Here is a 23,300-nt window from a genome sequence, read left to right as displayed (position 1 = left end):
CGGGCAAGCCTCGCTCCTACAGAAGCGGCGATCGTTTAAGCGTCACTCAGACTTGCGGATCTTCTCGACAATCGCGGTAGTGGAGCTGTTTTCCACCAGCCCCAACACTTTCACCGTCCCGCCGTACGCCGTGACGATGTCAGCACCGACGACCTGTTCGATCCCGTAGTCCCCGCCTTTGACCAGCACATCCGGCTTGACCTCGCGCAGCAGGTTTTCCGGGGTGCCTTCAGGGAAGCTGATCACCCAATCCACGGCACCTAAACCGGCCAGTACGGCCATGCGACGGTCAACGCTGTTGATCGGTCGACCCGGTCCTTTCAGACGGCTGACGGAGGCATCGTCGTTGACCGCAACGATCAGACGATCACCTTGGGCGCGTGCCTGTTCGAGGTAAGTCACGTGCCCCGCGTGCAAGATGTCAAAACAACCGTTGGTGAAGACGATTTTCTCTTTGTGCGCCCGCGCATCGTCGACCGCCAGCAACAACTGCTCAAGGCCAAGCACACCGCGCTCGGAACCTTCCTCACGCTGGATGGCGCGACGCAGTTCCGGCGCGCTGATGGCCGCCGTCCCGAGCTTGCCGACCACAATGCCTGCTGCCAGATTGGCCAAGGCCACCGCGTGGGGCAGTTCTTCGCCGGCGGCAATTGCGGCCGCCAAGGTGGAAATCACGGTGTCGCCGGCACCGGTCACATCGAACACTTCTCGGGCTCGTGCAGGTAAATGCAGCGCCGGATGATCCGGACGCAGTAACGTCATGCCGTGTTCGCCACGGGTCACCAGCAAGGCGCCGAGGTCAAGGTCATGCATCAGCTGAGCGCCCTTGCTCACCAGCTCGTGCTCATCGGCGCAACCGCCGACGATGGCCTCGAACTCGCTGAGGTTGGGGGTGATCAGGCTCGCACCGCGATAGATTGAGAAATCCTTGCCCTTGGGATCGGCGAGCACCGGAATGCCCCGCGCACGGGCGGCCTGGATCAGCACCTGATGGTTTTTCAGCGCGCCTTTGCCGTAGTCGGACAGCACCAACACCTTGATACCTTCAAGCAACTCGTCGACTTGCTCACCCAACGCGAGGGCGTCGGTGGCGAAGGGCTCTTCGAAGTCGATACGCAGCAGTTGCTGGTGACGGCTCATGACCCGCAGCTTGACGATCGTCGGCTGGTGCGCAATGCGCTGGAACAACGCCCGCACGCCAGCGCCCTTGAGGCTATTGACCAGGCTGTCGGCGGCTTCGTCGTCGCCGGTCACACCCACCAGCGAAGCCGGGGCACCGAGCGCGGCAATGTTCAACGCCACGTTGGCGGCACCACCCGGGCGGTCCTCGATTTGCTCGACTTTGACCACCGGTACTGGTGCCTCAGGGGAAATCCGTGAGGTACCACCATGCCAGTAACGGTCGAGCATGACATCGCCGACCACCAAGACAGGGGCTTGATCGAATCGCGGCATCGACAACTTCATGGAGCAACCCACATACAAAATGAACAAGGGCGCGATATTACCACAGGCTTGGCGCTGGCTTGTGCGACGGCTGCAACCGGATAATCCGACCGTGAAAACGGATCATTTATTGAGCAGAAATGCCGACAACTGCAAGCAAGCCTCCGCCAGCTCCCGTTTTTCGGTGTCGATCTCGCACTCGGCAGACAGCGGCGCTTCGTAAGGGCTGTCAATGCCAGTGAAGTCCTTGATTCGCCCTGCCCTTGCCGCTTGATACAGGCCTTTGGGATCCCGTTGCGCACACACCACGAGCGGCGTGTTCACATACACCTCAATGAAATCGCCCTCGGCGAACAACTGTCGCGCGGCGTCACGTTCGGCGCGAAATGGCGAAATGGTCAGCGACAAATTGTAAGGTCTGGCCCCGGAAACCGGCATCGATAGCGCCTTATTCATAACCGAGCCCCTCGTAATCGCGTTGATACGCCCGTCGCACCAGCCGACGGGTACGGACCGAGCAGAAATCACGGGCCAGCATCGGGAGTCGCTGCCGGGAGTCATTGACGTGAGGCAGCACCACAGACTGGCCTAACTGCTCGCAGACAAATTGAAAATCCCGCTCCAGGTGTTCCTGATGCCCTATGAAGTCCAGCGCCAGATGCCCAAGGGAGTCGGTGAGAAAATCCACTTGAGGGGCGAAATGCAGTTGCCTGTGGATGGTTTCCGGGTGAAGCCAGCGACTGACAAAGTCGTCGAAATCGCGATAGTGGCTGACCAGTTTCTGCGCGGCCTGATCGCGCCGGCCCAATTCGTTACCCCGCAGAAAAGCGTAAGCCGAGTAGGCTCTTTCCAAAGGATCGCGAACGAAGGCGAACTTGAAACTGGCTGCGAACTGCTCGGGAAACTGCTGCTCGTACCAGTACAACGGCAAGTGCCCGGGACACCAGTTATCGAACAACGCCGCACAGACGCTGCTTCCGGCGCACTTGGGGACATGGATAAACAGACAGGAGCGCTGCGTGAAGGCCCGGGGGAAATGCAGGTTCGCCGACATCGACTTGTTCACCACTTGACGGTCCACCACCGACAAGCGACCCAGCAAAAAGGCACGTTGCGTTTTGGGCAAAAGTTTCCAGAGATAACGTTGCAGCAAGGCAGTACCCACGCGAAAGGGATGGCCCTCTCGATTCAAGTCAAAGTTCGATCAGAAACCTTAACAAGCCTAGTCCGGATTTTTATTCAGGTTTGGTCAAGAACGTAAATATCTCGATACAAGTCACCGGGCGCATTGCACGCCCGGTGAATAAAGGTCAGGCGATGTCTTGCGCCGGGGTGTCGAGGCCCATGGCATTCAGTCGGGCGTAGTAACCGTTCTGCGCCAGGAGTTCGGCGTGGGTGCCGCGCTCCACGATCCGGCCCTGGTCCATGACCAGAATCAGGTCCGCCTTCTCGATGGTCGACAACCGGTGAGCGATCACCAGGGTGGTCCGGCCTTTCATGACCTGGTCCAGTGCCGCCTGAATATGCCGCTCCGATTCGGTATCGAGGGCCGAAGTGGCTTCGTCGAGAATCAGCAACGGCGCATTCTTCAACAGTGCCCGGGCAATCGCCAGACGCTGACGCTGGCCACCGGAAAGCAATACGCCGTTCTCGCCGACCTGGGTGTCCAGGCCTTCGGGCAGTTGCGCAATGAAGTCCATCGCGTAGGCATCTTTCGCGGCCTTCTCGATGTCCGCACGAGGCGCGCCGACCAGATCGCCATAGGCAATGTTGTTGGCCACGGTGTCACTGAACAGCGTCACATGCTGGGTCACCTGGGCAATGTGCTTGCGCAGGTTAAGCAGTTTGTACTGCTCCACTTCGACACCATCGATCAGGATCTCGCCCTTGTCATGGTGATAGAAACGCGGAATCAGGTTGGCCAGGGTCGACTTGCCACTGCCCGAACGTCCCACCAGCGCCACCATTTGCCCGGGCTCGACCGAGAAGCTGATGTCATCGAGCACCTGGCGCTCTGTGTCAGGGTAAGTAAAGCTGAGATGACGCACGTCCAGGCGACCGCTGACGGCATTGCGCTCAACGGTGCCGGTATCGACTTCAGGCGCGACGTCCAGTTGTTCGAAGATACTCTCGGCACCGGCCACACCTTTCTGGATGGTCGAGCTGACTTCGGACAATTGACGGATCGGCTTGGGCAGTAAACCGGCCAGCGTGATATAGGCAACCATGTCACCGGCGGACGCATCACCACGCAGGTACAGCACCAGGAACATCAACACGGCCATGGCGGTGTAGATCACCAGTTGCAGCAGCGGTGTATAGATGGCACCCGTACGGGTCATGCGCAGTTGCTTGTCGGTGTTGCCCTGGCTCGCATCAAAGAAGCGTTTCTCTTCGTAGACTTCGCCGCCGAAACTGCGAACCACGCGATACCCCTGAATGGTTTCCGAAGCGACATGCGTCACGTCGCCCATGGCCACCTGGATTTTCTTGCTCTGCTTGCGGAATTTCTTGCTCGCGGTACGCACCATGATTGCGATCATTGGCAGGATGGCGATCATGACCAACGTCAAGCGCCAGTTCATGAACAGCAGCGAGGCGAACAGGAAGATCACCGTCATGCCTTCACGAATTACGACCTTGATCGCATCCGTGGCCGCCCCCGTGACCATGGTCACGTTGAAGGTGATACGAGAAATCAGGTGACCCGAGTTATGCTTGTCGAAGTACCGGTTAGGCAATACCAGCAGGTTGTTGAACAACTGAACCCGCAGATCATGGACGAGCCCAAGGGAAACCTTGGCCAGAAAGTAGTTGCCCAGATAAGATCCCAGCCCCTGCCATGCAGCGATCAGAACGATCAGCAACGGCACAGCCTGCAGCAATGCCAGATCACGCAGGTAAGGCACGCTTGGAAACAGCACGGCCTCAGGGTTGGAAAGGCCATCGACGAAGTACTTGAGAATGTAGCCCAGCATGGGTTGCGTCGAAGCGAAAATCAGGAAACCGACAATGCTGATCAGGAATAGACTGATGTACGGCCGGACATAGCCGAGCAGGCGGAAGTAGATTTTCAAGCTCGATGGGCTTGCGGAGAGACTGGAGTCGGTCATATCACGCGAATGTCGATAAAAAGGACGCTGACTTTAGCACAGCTTCTTCAGGGTTCCGGCAAACGCATGACGGCACATAGTGTGACGTATGAGAACATACATCAAATGGCCATCACCCTCAGATGGTTGTTTAACTCAGGAATGAATCACTCAGCATGCAATTAAACGGTTTGAACAACACATCCAATCGAGTCTTCGATTTCATTTGCCTGTGGATCCTCCCGCTCGGTTACTTCTTGCTACTGTGTGCACTTTTTTTCCTGCCGGGCCGAAGTCAGCACCACAAACTTTATTACGGTTTGTTCAGCATTCCCGCGCTGATAGCACTATGCCTGCGACCGCAGATGATAAAAGAGTTGCTACGCGAGCCCATCATCATTGCGGCATTACTGTTCGTGGCGTGGGCCCTGCTCAGCCTGTGCTGGGGCCCCCCTGATGACGACATCGTCGGCGAGTTCAAACCACCGCTGCATACCCTTTTTCTGTTCGTAGGCTGCTACCTGCTGGTGCGCTATCGCAGCGAGATCATCCAGCCTCTGCTGTTCTGCGCAGCGATGGTGGCGTTGGTCGCCTCGGCCTACAACCTGTACATGTTTGCCCGCGTCTACGAACCGGGCATGCGCCTGATCGGTAGTGGCGCCTTCGACAATCCGCTGCTCAGCTCCCACGTCTTCGGCTTTTTTTGCGCCTATTGGCTCAGCGTGAGCATGACCTGCAAGCGTGGCCAGCTACTTTGGCTGAGTATCCCGGCAATGGCGGTCATGTTCGCCGCCGTGATTGCTACCGGCTCCAGGACCCCGCTGGTTGCTCTGACGCTGGCGGCGCTCTGGCTGAGCCTCATTTGCTGGAATCGACGCTCCGTTGTATTGCTTGGCACTCTGCTCACCACGGGTGCCGCCGTTGCCGTGGTGTTTTCGCAGATGATCAATGGACGGGGCGATTCCTATCGCTTGGAGATTTGGCAGTTGGCCCTGCAAAAGATTGCCCATCATCCGTGGATAGGTCATGGCTTCAACGCCGACCTGACACTCGATCCCGGCATTGGCTACCTCCTGCAGGAGCCCCATAGTTTCGCCCTCGGAGTGCTCTATTACGTCGGCATTGTCGGTTTCTTGCCATGGCTGTTCATCCAGATCGTCGGTTTGCTGAGCAGTTGGCGCTATCGGCTTCAACCACTGTTTATCATCGCTTCAGCCTGGCTGGCATTCGGTATCGGTGCAGGCCTGACCGAAGGTGGGGGGATTATTTCCCGACCAAAAGAGCACTGGTTTCTGTTGTGGATTCCTCTGGCACTGATTGCCGCATTGAGCATCAACCAGCGAGCCAGACGCTTGCTGGTCGCGCCGATCAAAACGGCGACGCCAAGCGCTCTGCATCAGCTCACTGCCAACGCCCAAATCATCGAAGAAGATGGTTTGGGCCCGAAGGTCCTGCGCCTGATCGACGGCAGTTTCCTCAAACTGTTCCGCCGTCGTCGCTGGTACACCTCGGGAAGTTTCAACCCGTACTCAGAACGCTTTGCCATCAATAGCGTTCAACTGCGCAACATGGGCATTCCAACACCGCAAATCCTCGACCTGTACCGGCTCGAAGACGGCAGTACCGCCGTGCATTACTCACCCTTGTCAGGGCACACGCTGCGCCAGGTCCTGCAAGGTATTACCGCCCCGGCGGTACGTCAGGCATTGGTGGAACGTTTCGGCAAATTCATGGCGCAGTTGCATGAGCAAGGTGTCTATTTCCGCTCCCTCCACTTGGGCAACGTATTGGTACTGGATGATGGTGAGTTCGGCCTGATCGACCTGGCCGATATGCGCATTTACCCTTCTTCATTGAGCTCTTCCCTGCGCCTGCGCAATCTGCGCCATATGCAGCGTTACACCGTCGATCGTCGCTGGCTGTTCGAGGATCATTTCGAAGCATTACTCAAGGGATATGCAGCGAAGGCATCGAAATCCGACGTGGACAATCTGCACAGGCAAGTGATGGCGGGCAGCTCCCCGGCCCGGGCTCACTGATGTATGAAACCAATCCGATTATTGCGATAGCGGCCTACCTGCTCGCGATCGTGACCGCCGCCCTGGTGCTGCGCACCGTTCCGAAAATTGCCGATCATCTGGAGCATGCTGGCAACCGTCGCTTTGCCAGCATTGATGGCCTGCGCGGATATCTGGCGTTCGGTGTATTCGTTCACCACTCCATCATTACCTGGATATTTCTAAGCACGGGCAAAATAGATTTTCCGCCAAGCAATTTCTACTCGCAGCTTGGCCAGGGCAGCGTTGCACTGTTTTTCATGATCACCGGATTTCTGTTCTGGGACCGATTGCTTACCCAAGGGCGGCAACATGACTGGCTGGCCTTTGCGGTATCGCGACTATTTCGTCTCTACCCGCTTTACCTGCCATTGATGACGATCGTCTTTGTAACGGTGTTTTATCTGCAGAACTGGCAACTCAAAGACCCTGGCATCAAGGTCATCGGCCAGATTTTTTCCTGGCTGAGCTTCGATCGACCGGATGTCAATCAGTACCCCCGGACCGGGATGCTGATCTCCAATGTCACCTGGACCCTGGCTTACGAAATGTTCTTCTACCTGGCCCTGCCACTGATAGCCTTGATAGTCATCTATCGCGTCAGCTGGCTGCAAACGGTGCTGTGCCTGATCGGCATTTACACCCTTTACCAGGTGGTCGGCTGGGAGCACTCACTGAAGAAACATATCCTGGCCAGCTTCCTCGGCGGTATTGCAGCCGCCTACTGGATTCGCCGGCCGCAGTTGGTAGCCTGGAGCAAGACCCCTCTGGCGGGGGGTATTGCCTTACTGGCATTGGCCATTGCATTTACGGCATTCGACCGCGCCTTCAGTCTGGGACCGCTGCTATTGATTTCGGTGTGTTTCGTCATCGTAGCCTCTGGAAACTCCCTGTTTGGAGCTCTTGGACTACGCAGCATCCGCTGGCTCGGAGAGATCAGCTATAGCACTTACCTGCTGCACGGTTTCGTGATCTGGGTACTGGTGCAGCAACTGCCACGGATGCTGCATCTGGACGCCCGGGAAAGCTGGATATTCCTGCCGCTGCTCGCCCTGAGCACCTGCCTTCTGATCATCATCAGCAGCCTGACCTATCTGTACATCGAGAAGCCGGGCATCAATGCGGGCAAGAAAACCCTGCACTGGCTACGTCAGAACAGGAACGGCCAGATAAAACGCTCGCAGAAGGTCGTTCAACAACTCTGAACCCTCACTGTGGCTGCCGCTGACGGACATAAGCCAGGAACCCTTCGATATCATCGCTGCAGGGCTTGTCCCGATAACGCTGAATCCAACCCATCGCTCAGTCTTGTTTCAACCGTGAAAAAAACAATCGCCCCAGGCCACGCCAGGTCTTTTTGTTCCACGCTTTGAACGGGATCTGGGCCAGCAGTTCGCGCGCCAGCTTGCGGTCTCGATTGGCAGTCTTGAGAAACATCGAATTGAGAAACTTGTAGCGCACCTCGTCGTACAACGGATGGTCGCTGAACAGCGCGTAGGAACGCAGGATGTTATCGACCATGAAGCGGTGGTTCTTGTAAGAGTTGGTGGCGTGCTTGCGATAGCGCGCCATCAGCACATTCAGACCATCGATAAAGTAACCGGCGTGAGTCACCTTCAGTTCAATCAGCAAGTCCTCCAGACGAATGTTCGGGTCGAACCCGCCGACCTTTTCCAGCGCTTCGCGGCGGATCATCAAGGTCGGCGCCGGCGGATAGGGCTTGCGCTCCAGGAACATATCATCGAAGTCCAGTCGGCGGAACGGTACCTCGCGGCGCTGACGCTTTTCCGGATACAGGTTTCCGTCGGCGTCGATCAGCTCGATGTTGCCGGCACAAATCCCGACTTCGGGCTTGCCGTCCATGTACGCGACCTGGGTGGCAATGCGCTCCGCCAGCATGATGTCGTCGGAACCGAACGGTACGATCAGGCTGCCTTTGGCGCGAGCAATCGCGCCGTTGAGCGTGTTGGTCAGCCCCTGATTCTTCTGGACGCGAAAATCGAAGCCGTGGCGGGCCTGCAAGGCGTTGATCCGCTCGACACTGTCATCGGTCGAACCGTCATCGACCACCAGCAACTCGATGTGCTGATAGGTCTGGTTGAGGACGCTGAGAATGCTTTCCTCGATATAACGACCGTGGTTATACGACGCAATGATGACCGTTACGAGAGGTTGCGCATCGCTCATGGTTGTTCCTTGCGGGCTTGTTCCAAGCCGGAGTCAATCAGGTCCAGGTACTCCTGCCGGAACACCTCGATGTCGTGTTGTTGCTGGAGATAGCAGTAGGCCTGTTCGCCTTTGGCCTTGAGCTCGTCGTCCGAAAGGCCGAGGTAGTTATCCAGCGCCGCGACCAGGGTTGGCACATCGGCAGGCGTAATTGCCAGACCTCCTGCGCCCTGGATCAACGGCAGCATGGCCGGCACGTTCGACGCGATGACAGGCAGATGGCCGCTCATGCCTTCAAGCAGCGCCAGACCCAGGCCTTCGGCCAGCGATGGCATGGTCCAGATGTCGAACGCGCGAACGTACTGCAAGGCGTTTTCCTTGAACCCGAGCAAATGTGCGCGTCCCTTCAGACCCAGGCGTTCAATCTCAGCGGCCAGGCGCGACTCTTCACGTCCGGCACCGATGATCGCCAATTGAGTATTGGGATATTTGTCTTTAAGCGCAGCAAACGCCTGCAACAAATAGGTGTGCCCCTTGACCGGCACCAACCGGCCCAATGCGCCGATCAACCGCACCGACGGATCAATGCCGAGCATTTCGCGAGCGCGCTCGCGGCTGTGCTGCAAGCCTTCAGCCTGCTCGATATCGATGGCGTTGGTGATGGCGTAAGTGTTCTGGTCGGTGAAGCCGCAGTCGCAGTCCAGCAGGTACTGCTTGACCGCCGGCGACACACCGACAAAGCGCCAGTGACGATCGATCAGGCGCTGGGTCTGGCGGCGTCGGTAAAACCGGTCGTACTCGCCAAATCCGTGGGAAATGCCAATGCACAACGGTACTTTCAACCAGCGATTGAGCATCAGCATCATGTTCACCGGTTTAAAGCGGTTACAGATCACCACCTCGAATTTTTCTTTACGGCAGAACTGATACAGCCGCCACATGGCCCGCAGGCGCATGCCCTTGAGGGCCTTGTCGGAAAATTCGAAATACACCGAGCGATCGGCACGGCTCACTGCGTCGCCTGGCCCGGGCTTACCCCTCAAAAACGCAGCAGTCACTTCATAGCGATCGCCTGGCAGAGCCTTTACGATCTGCTCCGCGAGGTCGGCAAAATCATGGGCTTTGACGTTGTAGTCAGGCTGCAATTGCAGAACCTTTGACCGTTGACTCATAACGCTCCCCGGCGAAAACCAGCCGCATCGATGACCCAGTCAGGCTCGGCGGCGAGGCGCCGGACCTCCGCCGGGTCGGGTTGAGGCAACCGTGACCACTCGTTGCGCTTCCAGCAGACAAAGTGGAAATACGGAAACCGGCGATCGCCATCGCGATCATTGCTCAAATGGCCGTCACGCCAATTCCATTCGAGCGGAAAAATCTCCGTGCCGTCATGCCACTTGATGCAGCCACCCGGCGTACTGAATGCCTCGGTGAACTCGCTGCGTCGACGCCACGGGTTGAACTTGCCCACCAGATTGAACAAAGGTTCGGGAAGATTCTTGCGCCAGAGAAAGATTCGACTGAACGCGCCTTCGTCCAGCGCGTGATGCTTCTGGTCTGTAAATCGCGCTTTCCAGTCCTTGATCTGCCTGAACAGCTCACGCTTGCGGGCTATGTTGCGAATCAGGCACAGATGCCCTGCCACTCGCCGCTCGTGGGTGGAAAACAGGTCATAAGAGGCGAGCCGATCCGCAGTGAAGTAACTGCGCAGATCACCGTACACCAGATCAATATCGCCGAATCCCCAGAAATCATAGCCTTGCAGGCGGTCGGCATGGATATGCCCCAGCGCAGGCCTGATATCGCACAGTTTGTAAGCCTCTTTCGGCGCAAAGTCGATGTCCAGCCGCCGGGACACCAACCCACAGTAATCGCTGAACATCATGCTTTCGACGGTGACGTTCGGCGGCAGATCATCGGGAACCCCGCAATCACTGAACAGCAGCCAGTCAATGTCGGCATTGCGACGGCAGCTCTCGAGAAAAAACGGCATCCAGAATGGCCAACGGCCGAAATAAGGCATCAGAAACAAGATACGCGGGCATGGGTTGATCACTGAAAAACTCACTGTCAATGCTGAAAACGCCGTCAGGTTAGGCCACGCGATACGTCAACTCTGCTTCGCAGAAGTTTCACCATGCTTCAGAAGCCAGAACAACTCTTGGCGCCTGACTGCCTTGCGAAAAAACTCATTCTCTCCATAGATGGGCTGCACTCTACTGGCCAAGAGACACTGCATCAACCGCCGCAATCGCCGCTTGAACGGCATCGGCGTTTGCAAGTCATGCATCATCCCCAGCGCCATGGCTTTGTCACGCTGGATCCCCAGAGGCATTGCCAGGCTGCATGGCTGCATCGGCACCGAGACGTCGAAGGCGGGTGGCAGCGCTATGCCATGGCCTGCATCGCCCATCGGCCAGCGATCGTTGTCGTGCAGATGGTTGGCGTAACCGAGCAATGTGGTCGGCTGCCACTCCAGGCCTCGCAGCGCTTCAAGAACCGCTGCCTGCGCGCAAATGTGGTCCGGATGAGGATCGAGGGTCGGGTGCGGCAACACGATGACGTCAGGACGCGCCCGTAGCAGCAACTCGCGCAGATCGGCCAACAGATTGTTCCAGGTCGGCAGGCCGTCGACGTCGCCCGGCAGGGCAAAGGAATTCAACTGGCGGAACAGGCGGGTGTCGTTCAGAGCCGCTTCCCGCGACCCCACGGGCTGAGTCGGCGCGGCCTGCATCGCCGCCAGTTGCAGACAGAAATAGCCCAACTGCACACAATGAGCTTCGGGCACCCCGGCCCAACGCGGCACGACAATGCTATCCCAAGCCCGCAGTCGGCCCTTGAGGCGCGACGCTTCGACGGTGTTCATTCCCATCTGCTGATAGTGTTCAGCTTCGATTTCACCGGCCGTGAGGGTGACGATCCAGGCTTCGTCGGCCTGACTATACAGACCGTAGGCCGCCAACTCGGCATCGTCGGCATGGGGCGCGATGACCATCACCCGCTGACGCCGGTAATCCGGATGCTCGAACACCCACAGCACCGGCTCGCCGAGTAATCGGCAAAAACGCCCGCGCAGACGTAACTCACCTTTGGACAGCACTTGGGCCTGCCCACTCAGATTGAGGTAACGCAGGCCGTTTACGCCGCGCTCGAACGTTTGGCGGTCCGGGTTATCGCCACCTGACAACTCAACCACAGGGTCGATAAAGCGTCCCAGCCAGGTGCTTTTTATCCGCAGCGCCAGGACCAGCGTCGCGTCGTCGACCAGCATCACGCCCTCGTCCAGGCGCAAACGCTCACCGTCCAGGTAAACCTTGGGGTTTTGGGTATACGGTGGGAAGTTGTACTGATAATCGTCTTTCGGCGAATAAAACAAATGGTCGGCAAACCACGCCTCATGAGCGACCCAGCCGAGGACCGCGAGCAGCAACGGCAACCACCAGGCCACCAGCACGCCGCAGGCAATCAACAGCGCCAGCGCGATCAACAGGCTGATGCGCTTGTTGCGTCGGTGGCGCTTGAGCAGTTGTTGTTTGCGACTCATGGGCTCACTCATACGGTGAAGACCGGCACAGGGTTGCACCAGCGTTCCTTGTATTCACGGTCGGCGCGCCCGAAGGAAAAGCGCAAGGGCTTGTCCAGCGCCCGGGCATGCTCCCAGGCGCTTTGGGTGTTGAGAAAACTCAGCACGCTGCCGGGACTGAAATCACGGGTTTCGGGATCGACGCCGCCATTGATGTACTCGACGCTGATCCACTGCGGAGTCTCGACTCGGTAGACCAGTTGAATCGCTATCGGCGCATCGTTGAGGAAAATCACCGAACCGATCAGCAACTCACGCAGCAACTCGATAACCTCGGCCATACGCTCGGCGCCTGTTGCCGGGAATCCCCAGCGACGCTGGAACAGATCGCAATAGATTGCCGCCAGCTCGGCGCTGGAAAACTCGGCGACCGGCCGCGCCACGCCACCCGCCTCTTCCAGCAAGCGCAATTCGCGGCGCTGGTTGTAGCGAAACTTTTTCGACAGCTCTTCCGGTGTCCGCGCCATGGCCAACTGCTCGGCCTGCAACTTGAGGCCGCAGAAGCGCCCTTCGTTCAGCACCGAGAGATAGCGCGCGCGATGGCGCAACGGGGCTTGGGCATCGTCAGAGGCGGGCAGGATCAGCTCGGCATTGCCCAGGTCAAACAAGCCTTTTTTACCGCTGCGCTTGAGCACGTCCTTGGACAAGGCGAGGTCTCGACCCCAGGTCGGGATCGCGGCTTTGACGTCGCCATTTTGCTCCCAGGCCAGATAACGCACCGGAATGCCGGCCAACTGCGCCAGACGCTCGACCACCAATGGATGAGTCGCGACGCTGCCGCCATAACGCTGCCAGGCCTCGGCATAGGTCGGGGCATCGACGACCGCCCAGCCACGCTCACGCCAGCCTTGAAGTCGATTGAGCATCAGCCCCTCGGTGCCAGTTCGGTAACCTGCGGCAACCGCCAGAACGCGTCGCGCACCGCGAGGTCGGAGAAGCGCTCACGCAAGCGGTCAAGCATCAGTCCTGCACACTGGTATCGTTGCTGCTCATCCATCGCGGCCAGGTGTTGCAGCCCCTGAGCCAAGCGCTCGGCATCGCCCAGCGGAAACAAAATGCCCACGCCTTCGACCACTTCCTTCGCGCCGCCGCAGGCGGTGGCGAGCAACGGCACGCCAGCGGCCATGGCCTCCAGCAGCACCATACCGAACGGTTCGTAATCGGAACTCAAGGCAAACACATCGAAGGCACGGAAATAACGCCGGGCTTCGGGCACCTGGCCGAGAAACAGCACGCGGTCGCCGATACCCAGCTCACGGGCGCGGGCCTTGAGCTCCGACTCCAGTCGACCGGTACCGAGAATCACCAATTGGCTGTTGGACGGCAAGCCCGGCAGCGCTGCGGCAAAACCCTCCAGTAGCGTGGCCTGATCCTTGTCCGGATGCAGCCGCCCGACATTGCCGACCACCCAGGCATCCATCGACAAGCCCAGGGTTTCCCGAGCTTCGCGAGCGGACACCTGGCTGTCCTGCAAGACTTGCACATCGATACGGTTATAGAGCGTCTGAATCCGTGCGGCCGGCCATTTCGGCAGGCAGCTGCGCATGTCGTTGCGCACTGCATCGGAGACCCCGAGCAGGCTCAGGCGCTTGCGGAAAATATGCACAAAGAGTTTGCGCGTGCCTCTTTTGTAATCGCCAAACGCGTGGTGCACGCCAATCACCGGCAACGACGTGCCGAGCAAGGCGATGTAGATCGGCTTGAAACGATGGGCAATGCAGAAACTGAAGTTACGCGAAGCGGCGATCTTGCGCAGATCGCCAATGGCGCCCAGCTTCAGGCCACGGATGGCCTTGGAGCTGTATTCCATGAACAGCACTTCATCGCTAGCGCAACTCGCGGCGACTTCGGCATCGGCAACCCCGGTCAGGAAGACCGTGGTCACGCGGTAACCAGTTCCCGCGAACAGGCTGGCATACTGCCGGGCGCAGTCCAGAAACGGTCCGTCATAACCGTGACAGAACTGCAGCACATGGCGTTCAGCCGAGCGTGTCATATGCGTCCGCGCCCTCTTTGACCACCAGAATGTCTTCCATGATCAGGTACTGTAGATCGGAGCCAAAGAACATGTTCAAGGCATCCGTCGGCGAACAGATCATCGGTTCGCCACGGCGGTTGAGCGAGGTGTTCAGCGACACACCGTTGCCGGTGAGTACTTCCAGCGCCTTCATCATGTCGTAGTAGCGCGGGTTGTATTCGCGCTTGAGCACCTGGGCCCGCGACGTGCCATCTTCGTGGACGACTTCCGGCACGCGGGTCTTCCACTCTTGCGCCACTTCAAACGTGAAGGTCATGAACGGCGCCGGGTGATCGATCTTGATCATCTGCGGTGCGACGGTGTCGAGCATCGACGGGCAGAAAGGCCTCCAGCGCTCGCGGAACTTGATCTGATGGTTGATGCGGTCAGCCACGCCAGTGGCGCTTGGGCAACCGATGATCGAGCGGCCGCCCAGTGCACGCGGACCGAACTCCATGCGGCCCTGGAACCAGGCCACCGGGTTGCCATCGACCATGATCCTGGCGATGTTTTCCGGCATGTTCTGGAGCTTGCGCCATACCGGCTTGCTCGGGTGACGGGCACACGCGGCCAGTACGTCTTCATTGGTGTACGACGGGCCGAGGTAGACGTGTTCCATCTTCTCGACCGGTACGCCACGGGCATGAGACACGTAAGCCGCAGCCCCCACCGCGGTGCCGGCATCGCCGGACGCTGGCTGGACGAACAACTCTTTGACGTCATCGCGGGCGATGATTTTCTGGTTCAGCTTGACGTTCAACGCACAGCCGCCGGCGAACGCCAATTTGCCGGTTTCCTTGAGCACATCGCCCAAGTAGTAGTCGATCATCTGCAGCGAGATCTTTTCGAACAGCGCTTGCATGCTCGCGGCGTAGTGGATGTATGGCTCGTCGGCGATATCGCCTTCGCGCTTGGGACCCAGCCACTCGATCAGCTTCGGCGAGAAGTAGAAGCCTTTGCCTTTTTCTTTATAGCGACGCAGGCCGATGACGTTGGCGTAGTCGGTGTTGATCACCAGCTCGCCGTTTTCGAACGAGGCCAGGCGTGAGAAATCGTATTTGCTGGCGTCGCCGTACGGCGCCATGCCCATGACCTTGAACTCACCGTCAAGCATCTCGAAACCGAGGAACTCGGTGATCGCGCCGTACAGGCCACCCAGAGAGTCTGGATCGAAGAATTCCTTGATCTTGTGGATTTTGCCGTTTTCGCCGTAACCGAAGAAAGTCGTGGCGTACTCACCTTTGCCATCGATCCCGAGGATCGCGGTTTTTTCTTTAAAGCCGGAGCAGTGGTAGGCACTGGAGGCGTGGGCCAGGTGATGCTCGACCGGCTCGATCTTGATTTTTTTCGGATCGAAGCCCAGCTGCTCGAGGCACCAGACAATCTTGTTGCGATAGCGTTTGTAGCGACGGTTACCCATCAGGATCGCGTCGAGCGCACGATCCGGGGCGTACCAGTAACGCTTGGCGTAGTGCCAGCGCGCCTTGCCGAACAGGCTGATCGGCGCGAACGGAATCGCTACCACGTCAACGTCGGACGGCTTGATGCCCGCCTGTTCGAGGCAGAACTTCGCCGATTCGTAAGGCATGCGGTTCTTTGCATGTTTATCGCGCACAAAGCGCTCTTCCTCAGCTGCCGCGACCAGCTTGCCGTCGATGTACAAAGCTGCGGAAGGATCATGGCTAAGGGCGCCGGACAGGCCAAGAATCGTCAATGCCACAGGGGTCTAGCCTCTTTAGTCTGCATGCAGGCGCAAGGCGCCTCAAAAATTAATGTGCCTCTCAAGGGGCGAGAGACAGCTAAAGGGCGGGATTATAGCGTAAACATGGCGGGAATGACCCTACGGTTATCAGCGCCGCCAAGATGGCATCCGCAGCGAAAGCGTTCACTGCGGCTCAGCCACCGGCTCACTGCCAGTAAATCCGGATGCTGCCATCGACGCCCTGCCGATAAATCGTGTACGGCAGGGCAACGGTGTCCAGAGCGCCGGACAAGGTCATGTCCAGCAAGACGAATGGCACCAGAAACCCAGTGGCGTCCGGCGGCGCATGCAAAAGACAAAAATCGTGGGCCAGACCGCTATAGACGCGAGGAATGGACTGACAGTAGGTTTTTTGCCGACGCAGGGTCTGAGTGGCTGCCGTGTCATCCTGCAGCACCGTGGTGGCGGTCCCGCAACCGGCCAGAACCAGTGAAAGAGCGCCTGATGCGACTGCCATTTTTAAAGTCAAAATCTGCCCTCCGAGAACGTCAGGCAAACTAGCATCGTGGCAAATCAGGGCACAGTTCACGGGATCTGCAGATCATGTAGGACATTTCATAAGAACCTGTCCCCTAATCCCGGGCGGCGCTCCGACGAAAGGGTCGAAGACCCGATTCAGGCAGCGCTGGAGATGTCTTTGGGAAGACGCTGATCAATGACTTGATACAGCGCACTGCCCTGCGGCCAGTTACGCATGAACCGCGCCCGATCCCGCGCATACGCGGGGGCAAAACTGCCCACCGAGCCATGCTGACACATCGAATCGAGATCGATCAGCGCCCAGCGATCCTGCCGCCAGAACAGATTGTGACCCTTGAAATCCCCGTGACTGATCCGTTCGCGAATCAGTTCGGCAAACAAATGATCCAGCGCCAACAGTTCAGCCTCAGGCGCCTCGCCGCTCTCAACATACGGTGCAAATCGCTCAATGATGTCGGGGCCCGCCAGGTACTCGGTTACCAGATATGCCTTACTGCGCAACCACAGAAAACGCTTTTCCAGCAGCGCCAACGGCTTGGGCGTGGCAATTCCGAGAAACGCGAGGCGATTGCCTTCGCGCCAGGAATGCCAGGCCCGGCTCGGGCGCCAGAAGCGCTTTAGCCAGTGGGAAAAACCTTTGATGTTGTAGCGCTTGATCACCAGCGTCCGACCGGACACCGCGACTTTTCCGACACTCGCCGCACCGCCGGTCTTGTACAGATGCCCCTGATCGAGCAAGGCATCCGCCTGCTCCAGCACCGGCAGCATCGCCGCCTCTTCCTCGCGACGTATCGCCCGCAAGCCAAACGCACCGCGCTGGACACTAAACAGTGTGCATTCGCGACCGACCTTGGCCAGAAAGTCCTTGAGACGCCAGCTACGAACTTTATTGATCTGCTTCTGCAACGCCTCCATGGGCAAAGCGTGTTCGCCATTGCTCAAGAGGTAATACACCAGCAATTCTTCGGTGAACGGCTCCAGCGTCTTGGGCAACTGGGCGAAAAACACACCGAGATTTTCCAGGACCTTGTGCCGCGATAGCGGCTGGCCCGGTGTTTCGGTCCGGATCCCGGCGCCGTCGATCAAATACAGCCGCCCCCCCTGGCGCAACAGGTTGTCCAGGTGCAGGTCTTCCTGCCACAGCCCTTTGCGGTGCAATTGACCAATCGCTCCCAGGGCATCGGCCAACACCGCCGATTGCTCATCCGCCAGCATGGGCAAGTGCTCAACCTGTTTCCAGGCATCCCCCAGGCTTTCGGCGCCCTCCAGGAAATCGAACAGCAACCAGCCGCCCTCGCCGTCTTTGAGGCCATCGGCCAACAGCTGCGGCGTGGTCAGCCCCTGATCGGCCAACAAACGCACACCGTCCAGCTCACGCTGAAAATGCCGCGCCGCCTTGCTGCCAACCAACAACTTGGCCAGCACTGGCCGGCCACGCCAGACTCCGGCACCGACATAGCGTTGCCCGGGCAACACTCGCAGCAGGCTCAACAACTGCAACTCGGCGGGTCCGGCAGCATCGGCCAGTGAAACATTCAGCGGCAGGCCTGGGTTGCGACCAGCGCGTTTCAGTTCAGACAAACGCATCAGCTCGCCTCCTTGTGTAGCGCACGCTCTTCAGCGGCCAGAAAGCCAGTCATTCGCGCCCCTCGAAAAATCTCACCACGTGCCGGATCCGTTTTTTGTCAGCGGCATCGAGCCGTGTCCGTTGGCGGTATTGCAGATAAAAGCGCAAGCGCTGTGTGGCCGACAGGTGATATTTGGCCACCTTGTCGAGGCAGGCCAAGTCTTTGGTGATCCGGTACTTGAGCCAAAAGCCGCGCCAGAAATCACCATTGGGGCAATCGATCAGGAATAGCCGAGCGTCGTCATCGACCAGCAGGTTGCGCCACTTCAAATCGTTATGGGTGAAACGGTTGTCGTGCATGGTCCGGGTGTAGACGGCCAACTGACGACTGACAATATCGACCCAGACACGGTCCGACAGCTTGGGATCATGCCGATTAGCGAGTATCGACAAATCTTCGGTGTTCGGCAGCTCGCGGGTGATCATCGCCCCGCGATTGTACGTTGCGCCACGACGCTCCAGCCCCCAGGCCACCACTTCGGCGGTGGGAATGCCCCATTTGGCGAAGCGCTTGAGGTTCTGCCACTCCGCTTTTACCCGAGGCTTGCCCAAGTAACGGCGCAGGCCTTTGCCAGCACCGACGTAGCGTTTAACGTAATAGTTGACGCCCTTGCGCTGGACACGGATGACCTCGGACAACGGGTCGAGGGTCAGGCGTTCGCCCTGAAGCGCAAACACCGCTTCAAGGCTGCCAAAGTCTTCCGCCAAATCGCTGTAAGCAGGCTCCAGCTTCCAACCCGGCATCAGAGCGCATCCCCGTATCGCTGTTTACGGTCGTAGAGTTTGTTGGCTTTGCCTTCCAGCCAGGCGAGCAAAGGCGCTTCTTGCGCCAGAATCTGGCGCAGCGGCTGCTGAAAGTAGCCCTTGAGGAAGCGCAGTTTGTCGCGTCGGGTCAGGCCGATGTCCAGCGCCGAAAAGTACAGCGCCGCCAGATCCTTGTTGCGCCAGCGCTGGGTGATCGCCGGGCGGGTCTGGGCGCGGTGCAGGTCGATCACCGAGAGTTTGAAATCCTCGGCCGTCACCGGTTTATCGGTGTGCAGCAGGAAATGGCAGATGTAGCAGTCGCGGTGATTAACACCGGCGCGGTGCATCATCCCGGTCATGCGCGCGACCTCTGCGATCAGTGCACGCTTGAGTTTTGGCTCCGGCGGCTGTTTGACCCAGTCAATGCTGAAATCTTCGAGGCTGACCGTCGGCGCCAATTCTTCAGTGACAATGAACGAGTGTTGATCCGCCGGGTTGCTGCCCTTCTCGCCATAAGCGACGGCGGTCATGGTCGGCACGCCGACGGCTTGCAGGCGCTGAATGGCCTTCCATTCCTGCCCCGCACCAAGCACCGGCAGTTTGGCCGTCAGGAGGTTTTTGAAGATCTCGCCCCAACCGATGCCACGGTGGATCTTCACGAAAAAACCATCGCCATTCACTTCGGTGCGCAAGGTCCGACGCGCTTCCAGTTCACGGTAAACCTCGCCCTGGAGGCTTTCGACTTCGGTGAACGCATCGCGTCCGGCCCAAAGGCTCTTGAACGGTTCAGCCAGCATCAACTTCATTAAGCGTGCTCCGCCAGAATCACATCGGCCGCGTGCTGCGGCATGCTGTAGAGGTCGGCCGTCTCGGCGTAGGCCAGACCGTTGCGGCTCCAGGCCGCCCGTGCTTGAGCGTCGTTCAACATACCGGTCAGGTATTGCGTCAGTTGCGCCTGATCGAAGGGCTCGTCCAGCACCAGGCCGGCATCGGCCTCGGCGATGTAATGGGCGTAACCACAGACCGCGCTCACCAGTACCGGCAACCCGGCCACCAAGGCTTCGAGCAACACGGTCCCGGTGTTTTCGTTATACGCCGGGTGGATCAAGAGATCGGCGCCGAGCAGGAAACGCGGAATATCGCTGCGCCCCTTGAGGAACGTCACATTGTCGCCCAGCCCCAAGGTCGCGCTCTGCATCTGGAATAATTTGGGGTCATCCTGGCCAATTACAAACAGCCGGGTGCGCTTCTTCAGATCAGCGGGCAACGCGGCCAGCGCCTTGAGGCTGCGGTCCACGCCCTTGGTCTTGAACCCGGAACCGATTTGCACCAACAGCAGTTCGTCATCTTTCAGGCTGAATTCACGACGGAATTCGGCACGGATCTCGGCGGCATTGGCTGGCGCGCGACGGTCCTGAGAGATGCCCGGCGGCAGCAAATGAAAGCGTTCCAGCGGCGTGTCGTAATGCTTGATGAACAGCGGCTGCTGGACCTCGGAAATCATCAGTACTTCCGTCTTGGCGCCCTTGGCGAACACCGCGCGTTCGTACTCGGCGAAGTGCCGATAGCGCCCCCAGCGACGGTACAGCGAATTGCGCAGGTTCTGCGCTTTGTCTTCGAAGCAGCCGTCGGCCGCGTAGTAAACGTCCAGCCCCGGCATTTTGTTGAAGCCGATCAACCGGTCCACCGGACGCTTGGCCAGATCCGCGTCCATCCACGCGCTGAGTTTTTCGTTACGGCGATGGTTGAAGAGCGCTTTGACGGGCGCCACCAGCACTTCAAAACCCGGCGGCACATCGCCTTCCCAGATCAGCGTGTACACGCGAATCTGATGGCCGCGCTGCTGACATTCCAGGGCGATGCGCATGAAGTCGCGCTGCAAGCCCCCGAATGGAAAGTACTTGTACAAGACGAATGCCAATTGCATCAGCGCAGCTCCTCAGCCAGTAACAACGTGCTCAGTCGGGTCGCGACACGCTCGGGATTCAGGCGCGTGAAGCACAGCGGCCACTCGCGCTTAAGGTCAAACCGACGGGCGTCATCGGCCGTCGGTTGATAGGTGCATTTCTTTTGCAGGCACGGCGCGCAGGGAAAGTCACTGGCCATGTGAATCTGCGCCTTGCCGTAGGCGCCGGTCAGGCCCGGGTTGGTCGGGCCGAACAGCGACAGCGTCGGCACGTCCAGTGCAGCGGCGAGATGCCCCAGGCCGGTGTCCACCGCCACGCAGGCTTGTGCGCCGGCCAGTACTTTCCCGACGCCCGCGAGATTCAGCTTGGGCAACACCTCGACGTGTCGCATGCCTTTGGCAATGCGCTCGGCCCGGGCTTTTTCGACGGGATTGCCCCACGGCAACTTCACCGCGACGCCGAGGTAGCCGACGCGTTCGGCCAGTTCCCGCCAGTAGGCTTCAGGCCAGTGTTTGGTGTCCCAGGTGGTGCCATGTAAAAACACTACATACGGATTCTTGCGCGGCAACTCCACCAGTCGCTCGACGCTCAGGCCATAGTCGCCCAACCCTTTTGGCAAGTCGTAACCCAGGGCCAGGGCGAACAGCTGGCGCACCCGCTCAACCGCGTGCTGCCCACGGGCCACGGCCAGACGACGCGAATAAAACCGTGCTGCTATCGGCTCACGCGCGGAGTTCTTGTCGAGCCCGGCCACCGGCGCTTTGACATAACGAGTCAGCAACGCGCTTTTCAGCAAGCCCTGGGCATCGATCACCAGATCATATTGAGCGGCGCGAACGCTTTGCTTGAAGCGCTTCCACTCACCACTCTTGATGGTCTGCCAGATGTTCTTGCGCCAGCGACGGATCGCCACCGGAATCACCTTGCCCACCGCCGGGTGCCAGGTCGGGATTTCGGCGAAGCCTTCTTCCACCACCCAGTCGAACTTGATGCCGGGGATAGCCCGTGCCGCGTCGGTCAGCGCCGGCAACGCGTGAATCACGTCGCCTAGCGAAGAAGTCTTGATCAGCAGAACCCGCAAACTATTTGACCTCGACCACAGTGCCCTGCAACCGCTGCAAGGCTTCGTTCACCGCTTGCGGCATGAGCTGGCGCAGGCAGTTGTAATGACCGAAGCGGCACGTGCGGTCGAAGCACGGGCTGCATTCGATGCCCAGGCGCACGATCTCGACGTGCTCGGCCAATGGCGGGGTGAAGCCAGGCGAGGTCGAGCCGTAAACCGCCACCAACGGGCGATTCAACGCCGCCGCGACGTGCATCAAGCCAGAGTCATTGGACACCACCGAATCGGCGCAGGACATCAGGTCGATGGCTTCAGCCAGGGAGGTGCTGCCACTGAGGTTCACCGCCTCTTCGCGCAAACCGGGAATCAGCCGCGAACGGATGTCTTCGCCGACGGCGTGATCATTTTTCGAGCCGAACAGCCAGACTTGCCAGCCTTCGCGAATCTGCGCTTCGGCCACCTTGGCATAGTGCTCGGATGGCCAGCGCTTGGACTCGCCGAACTCGGCACCGGGGCACAGTGCCAACACCGGGCGGTCGAGGGCAAGACCGAACTTGGCCAGTGCTGCCTCGCGGGTGACCGGGTCAATTTGCAACGCCGGGCGCGGGTAAGGAGTCGGCAGTTCAATGCCTGGCTCGTAAGCCAGGGCCATGAAACGCTCGATCATCAGCGGGTAACGCTCTTTATCCAGCGTGCGCACGTCATTGAGCAGGCCGTAGCGGAACTCGCCGCGCCAGCCGGTGCGTTTCGGGATGCCGGCAAAGAACGGCACCAGTGCCGACTTCAGGGAGTTGGGCAAAAGGATCGCCTGGTCGTACTGGCCAGCCAGGGATTTGCCAATGCGCCGACGCGTCGCCAGCTCCAATGCGCCATGGCCAAGCGGGAAGCTCAAGGCCTGACGCACTTGCGGCATGCGCTCAAGAATCGGCCGGCTCCACTCGGGGGCCAGCACGTCGATTTCGCACTGCGGGTGGCGTTGCTTGAGACACTGAAAAAGTGTCTGCGCCATCACCATGTCACCGACCCAACTGGGCCCAACGATCAGAATTTTCATGTGGTTTCCAAAAACGAACCGGGGAGGCATATGCCTCCCCGCCTCGAGAATCATTGCAGGAACATACCAGCTTGCGATGGGTCATCACCTTCAACATTGCTGTCGACTGTCACTCCGCTATCGCGAGCAAGCCCGCTCCCACATTGGGTATTGGTGCACATCCAGTGCGGTGCAGCTTAGCTCTTTACCTGCTGCCTTCAATCAACAAAACACCGCAAGGCCACTGTAGGAGCGAGCTTGCTCGCGATGAACCTGACAACACCGCGAGGTGTCAGGTCTGCCGCGATATCATTGACGACCATCGC

19 protein-coding genes and 1 pseudogene are annotated in these 23,300 nt (G+C 59.1%); 2 read left to right on the top strand and 18 right to left on the bottom strand.

The genetic code is table 11. The features are described 5' to 3' along the window. Window positions 1-42 precede the first annotated feature (42 nt). From hldE to msbA, 4 genes and pseudogenes are all read right to left on the bottom strand, one after another. Window positions 43-1,467, bottom strand: a complete 1,425-nt coding sequence (hldE, locus tag ACM6IR_RS01340) for a bifunctional D-glycero-beta-D-manno-heptose-7-phosphate kinase/D-glycero-beta-D-manno-heptose 1-phosphate adenylyltransferase HldE (RefSeq protein WP_414906023.1) — start codon at window positions 1,465-1,467, stop codon at window positions 43-45. 102 nt (window positions 1,468-1,569) lie between these two features. Further along, window positions 1,570-1,842, bottom strand: a pseudogene (locus ACM6IR_RS01335) (adenylyl-sulfate kinase); the annotation flags it as partial. Window positions 1,843-1,894: 52 nt separating this feature from the next. Next, window positions 1,895-2,599: a sulfotransferase family 2 domain-containing protein gene (locus ACM6IR_RS01330; RefSeq protein ID WP_414906030.1), complete on the bottom strand. Its 705-nt coding sequence runs from the start codon at window positions 2,597-2,599 to the stop codon at window positions 1,895-1,897. A 157-nt stretch (window positions 2,600-2,756) separates the two neighbouring features. After that, a complete protein-coding gene (gene msbA, locus ACM6IR_RS01325) occupies window positions 2,757-4,559 on the bottom strand; it encodes a lipid A export permease/ATP-binding protein MsbA (RefSeq protein WP_414906022.1) in 1,803 nt (600 codons plus the stop codon). 155 nt (window positions 4,560-4,714) lie between these two features. Between msbA and ACM6IR_RS01320 the strand changes: the two genes are divergently transcribed. Together ACM6IR_RS01320 and ACM6IR_RS01315 are read left to right on the top strand one after the other, a co-directional pair. Continuing rightward, on the top strand, window positions 4,715-6,577 hold the full coding sequence (locus ACM6IR_RS01320; protein WP_414906021.1) for an O-antigen ligase family protein: 1,863 nt from the start codon (window positions 4,715-4,717) through the stop codon (window positions 6,575-6,577). After that, entirely contained in the window at window positions 6,577-7,800 is a 1,224-nt protein-coding gene (locus ACM6IR_RS01315; protein ID WP_414906020.1) for an acyltransferase family protein, read from the top strand. The genes ACM6IR_RS01320 and ACM6IR_RS01315 overlap by 1 nt, the downstream gene beginning before the upstream one ends. A 97-nt stretch (window positions 7,801-7,897) precedes the next feature. Here the strand turns inward: ACM6IR_RS01315 and ACM6IR_RS01310 are convergent, their stop codons facing one another. The 14 genes from ACM6IR_RS01310 to waaF form a co-directional block, all read right to left on the bottom strand. After that, the gene (locus ACM6IR_RS01310) at window positions 7,898-8,782 is read right to left on the bottom strand and encodes a glycosyltransferase (protein ID WP_414906019.1); all 885 of its coding nucleotides are present in this window, start codon (window positions 8,780-8,782) and stop codon (window positions 7,898-7,900) included. Next, window positions 8,779-9,933 (bottom strand): glycosyltransferase family 4 protein, encoded by a 1,155-nt coding sequence (locus ACM6IR_RS01305; protein WP_414906018.1) that lies wholly within the window; start codon window positions 9,931-9,933, stop codon window positions 8,779-8,781. The genes ACM6IR_RS01310 and ACM6IR_RS01305 overlap by 4 nt, the downstream gene beginning before the upstream one ends. Next, on the bottom strand, window positions 9,930-10,814 hold the full coding sequence (locus ACM6IR_RS01300) for a DUF6625 family protein (protein WP_414906017.1): 885 nt from the start codon (window positions 10,812-10,814) through the stop codon (window positions 9,930-9,932). The genes ACM6IR_RS01305 and ACM6IR_RS01300 overlap by 4 nt, the downstream gene beginning before the upstream one ends. A 54-nt stretch (window positions 10,815-10,868) precedes the next feature. Beyond that, a complete protein-coding gene (locus ACM6IR_RS01295; protein WP_414906016.1) occupies window positions 10,869-12,302 on the bottom strand; it encodes a PIG-L deacetylase family protein in 1,434 nt (477 codons plus the stop codon). 8 nt (window positions 12,303-12,310) lie between these two features. Then, a complete protein-coding gene (locus ACM6IR_RS01290; RefSeq protein WP_414906015.1) occupies window positions 12,311-13,207 on the bottom strand; it encodes an antimicrobial resistance protein Mig-14 in 897 nt (298 codons plus the stop codon). After that, window positions 13,207-14,337, bottom strand: a complete 1,131-nt coding sequence (locus ACM6IR_RS01285; RefSeq protein ID WP_414906014.1) for a glycosyltransferase — start codon at window positions 14,335-14,337, stop codon at window positions 13,207-13,209. The genes ACM6IR_RS01290 and ACM6IR_RS01285 overlap by 1 nt, the downstream gene beginning before the upstream one ends. Beyond that, window positions 14,321-16,078: a carbamoyltransferase gene (locus ACM6IR_RS01280; RefSeq protein ID WP_414906013.1), complete on the bottom strand. Its 1,758-nt coding sequence runs from the start codon at window positions 16,076-16,078 to the stop codon at window positions 14,321-14,323. Before ACM6IR_RS01280 ends, ACM6IR_RS01285 begins: the two co-directional genes overlap by 17 nt. A 187-nt stretch (window positions 16,079-16,265) precedes the next feature. Then, window positions 16,266-16,589, bottom strand: a complete 324-nt coding sequence (locus tag ACM6IR_RS01275) for a YceK/YidQ family lipoprotein (protein WP_414906012.1) — start codon at window positions 16,587-16,589, stop codon at window positions 16,266-16,268. A 146-nt stretch (window positions 16,590-16,735) separates the two neighbouring features. Beyond that, window positions 16,736-18,187 carry a lipopolysaccharide kinase InaA family protein gene (locus tag ACM6IR_RS01270; protein WP_414906011.1) on the bottom strand — a complete coding sequence of 484 codons (1,452 nt, stop codon included), beginning with the start codon at window positions 18,185-18,187 and terminating at the stop codon, window positions 16,736-16,738. A 49-nt stretch (window positions 18,188-18,236) separates the two neighbouring features. Continuing rightward, entirely contained in the window at window positions 18,237-18,971 is a 735-nt protein-coding gene (locus ACM6IR_RS01265) for a lipopolysaccharide kinase InaA family protein (RefSeq protein ID WP_414906010.1), read from the bottom strand. Continuing rightward, complete coding sequence (gene rfaP / locus ACM6IR_RS01260) at window positions 18,971-19,777, bottom strand: lipopolysaccharide core heptose(I) kinase RfaP (RefSeq protein ID WP_414906009.1); 807 nt, start codon at window positions 19,775-19,777, stop codon at window positions 18,971-18,973. The genes ACM6IR_RS01265 and rfaP overlap by 1 nt, the downstream gene beginning before the upstream one ends. Then, window positions 19,777-20,898 carry a glycosyltransferase family 4 protein gene (locus tag ACM6IR_RS01255; RefSeq protein WP_414906008.1) on the bottom strand — a complete coding sequence of 374 codons (1,122 nt, stop codon included), beginning with the start codon at window positions 20,896-20,898 and terminating at the stop codon, window positions 19,777-19,779. Before ACM6IR_RS01255 ends, rfaP begins: the two co-directional genes overlap by 1 nt. Continuing rightward, a complete protein-coding gene (gene waaC, locus ACM6IR_RS01250) occupies window positions 20,898-21,959 on the bottom strand; it encodes a lipopolysaccharide heptosyltransferase I (protein ID WP_414906007.1) in 1,062 nt (353 codons plus the stop codon). Before waaC ends, ACM6IR_RS01255 begins: the two co-directional genes overlap by 1 nt. 1 nt (window position 21,960) lies before the next feature. Beyond that, window positions 21,961-22,995: a lipopolysaccharide heptosyltransferase II gene (waaF, locus tag ACM6IR_RS01245; protein WP_414906006.1), complete on the bottom strand. Its 1,035-nt coding sequence runs from the start codon at window positions 22,993-22,995 to the stop codon at window positions 21,961-21,963. Window positions 22,996-23,300 lie beyond the last annotated feature (305 nt).

Source organism: Pseudomonas sp. IT-P253 (assembly GCF_949768125.1).
GTDB lineage: Bacteria > Pseudomonadota > Gammaproteobacteria > Pseudomonadales > Pseudomonadaceae > Aquipseudomonas.
This window is presented reverse-complemented; position numbering and strand designations above follow the sequence as displayed.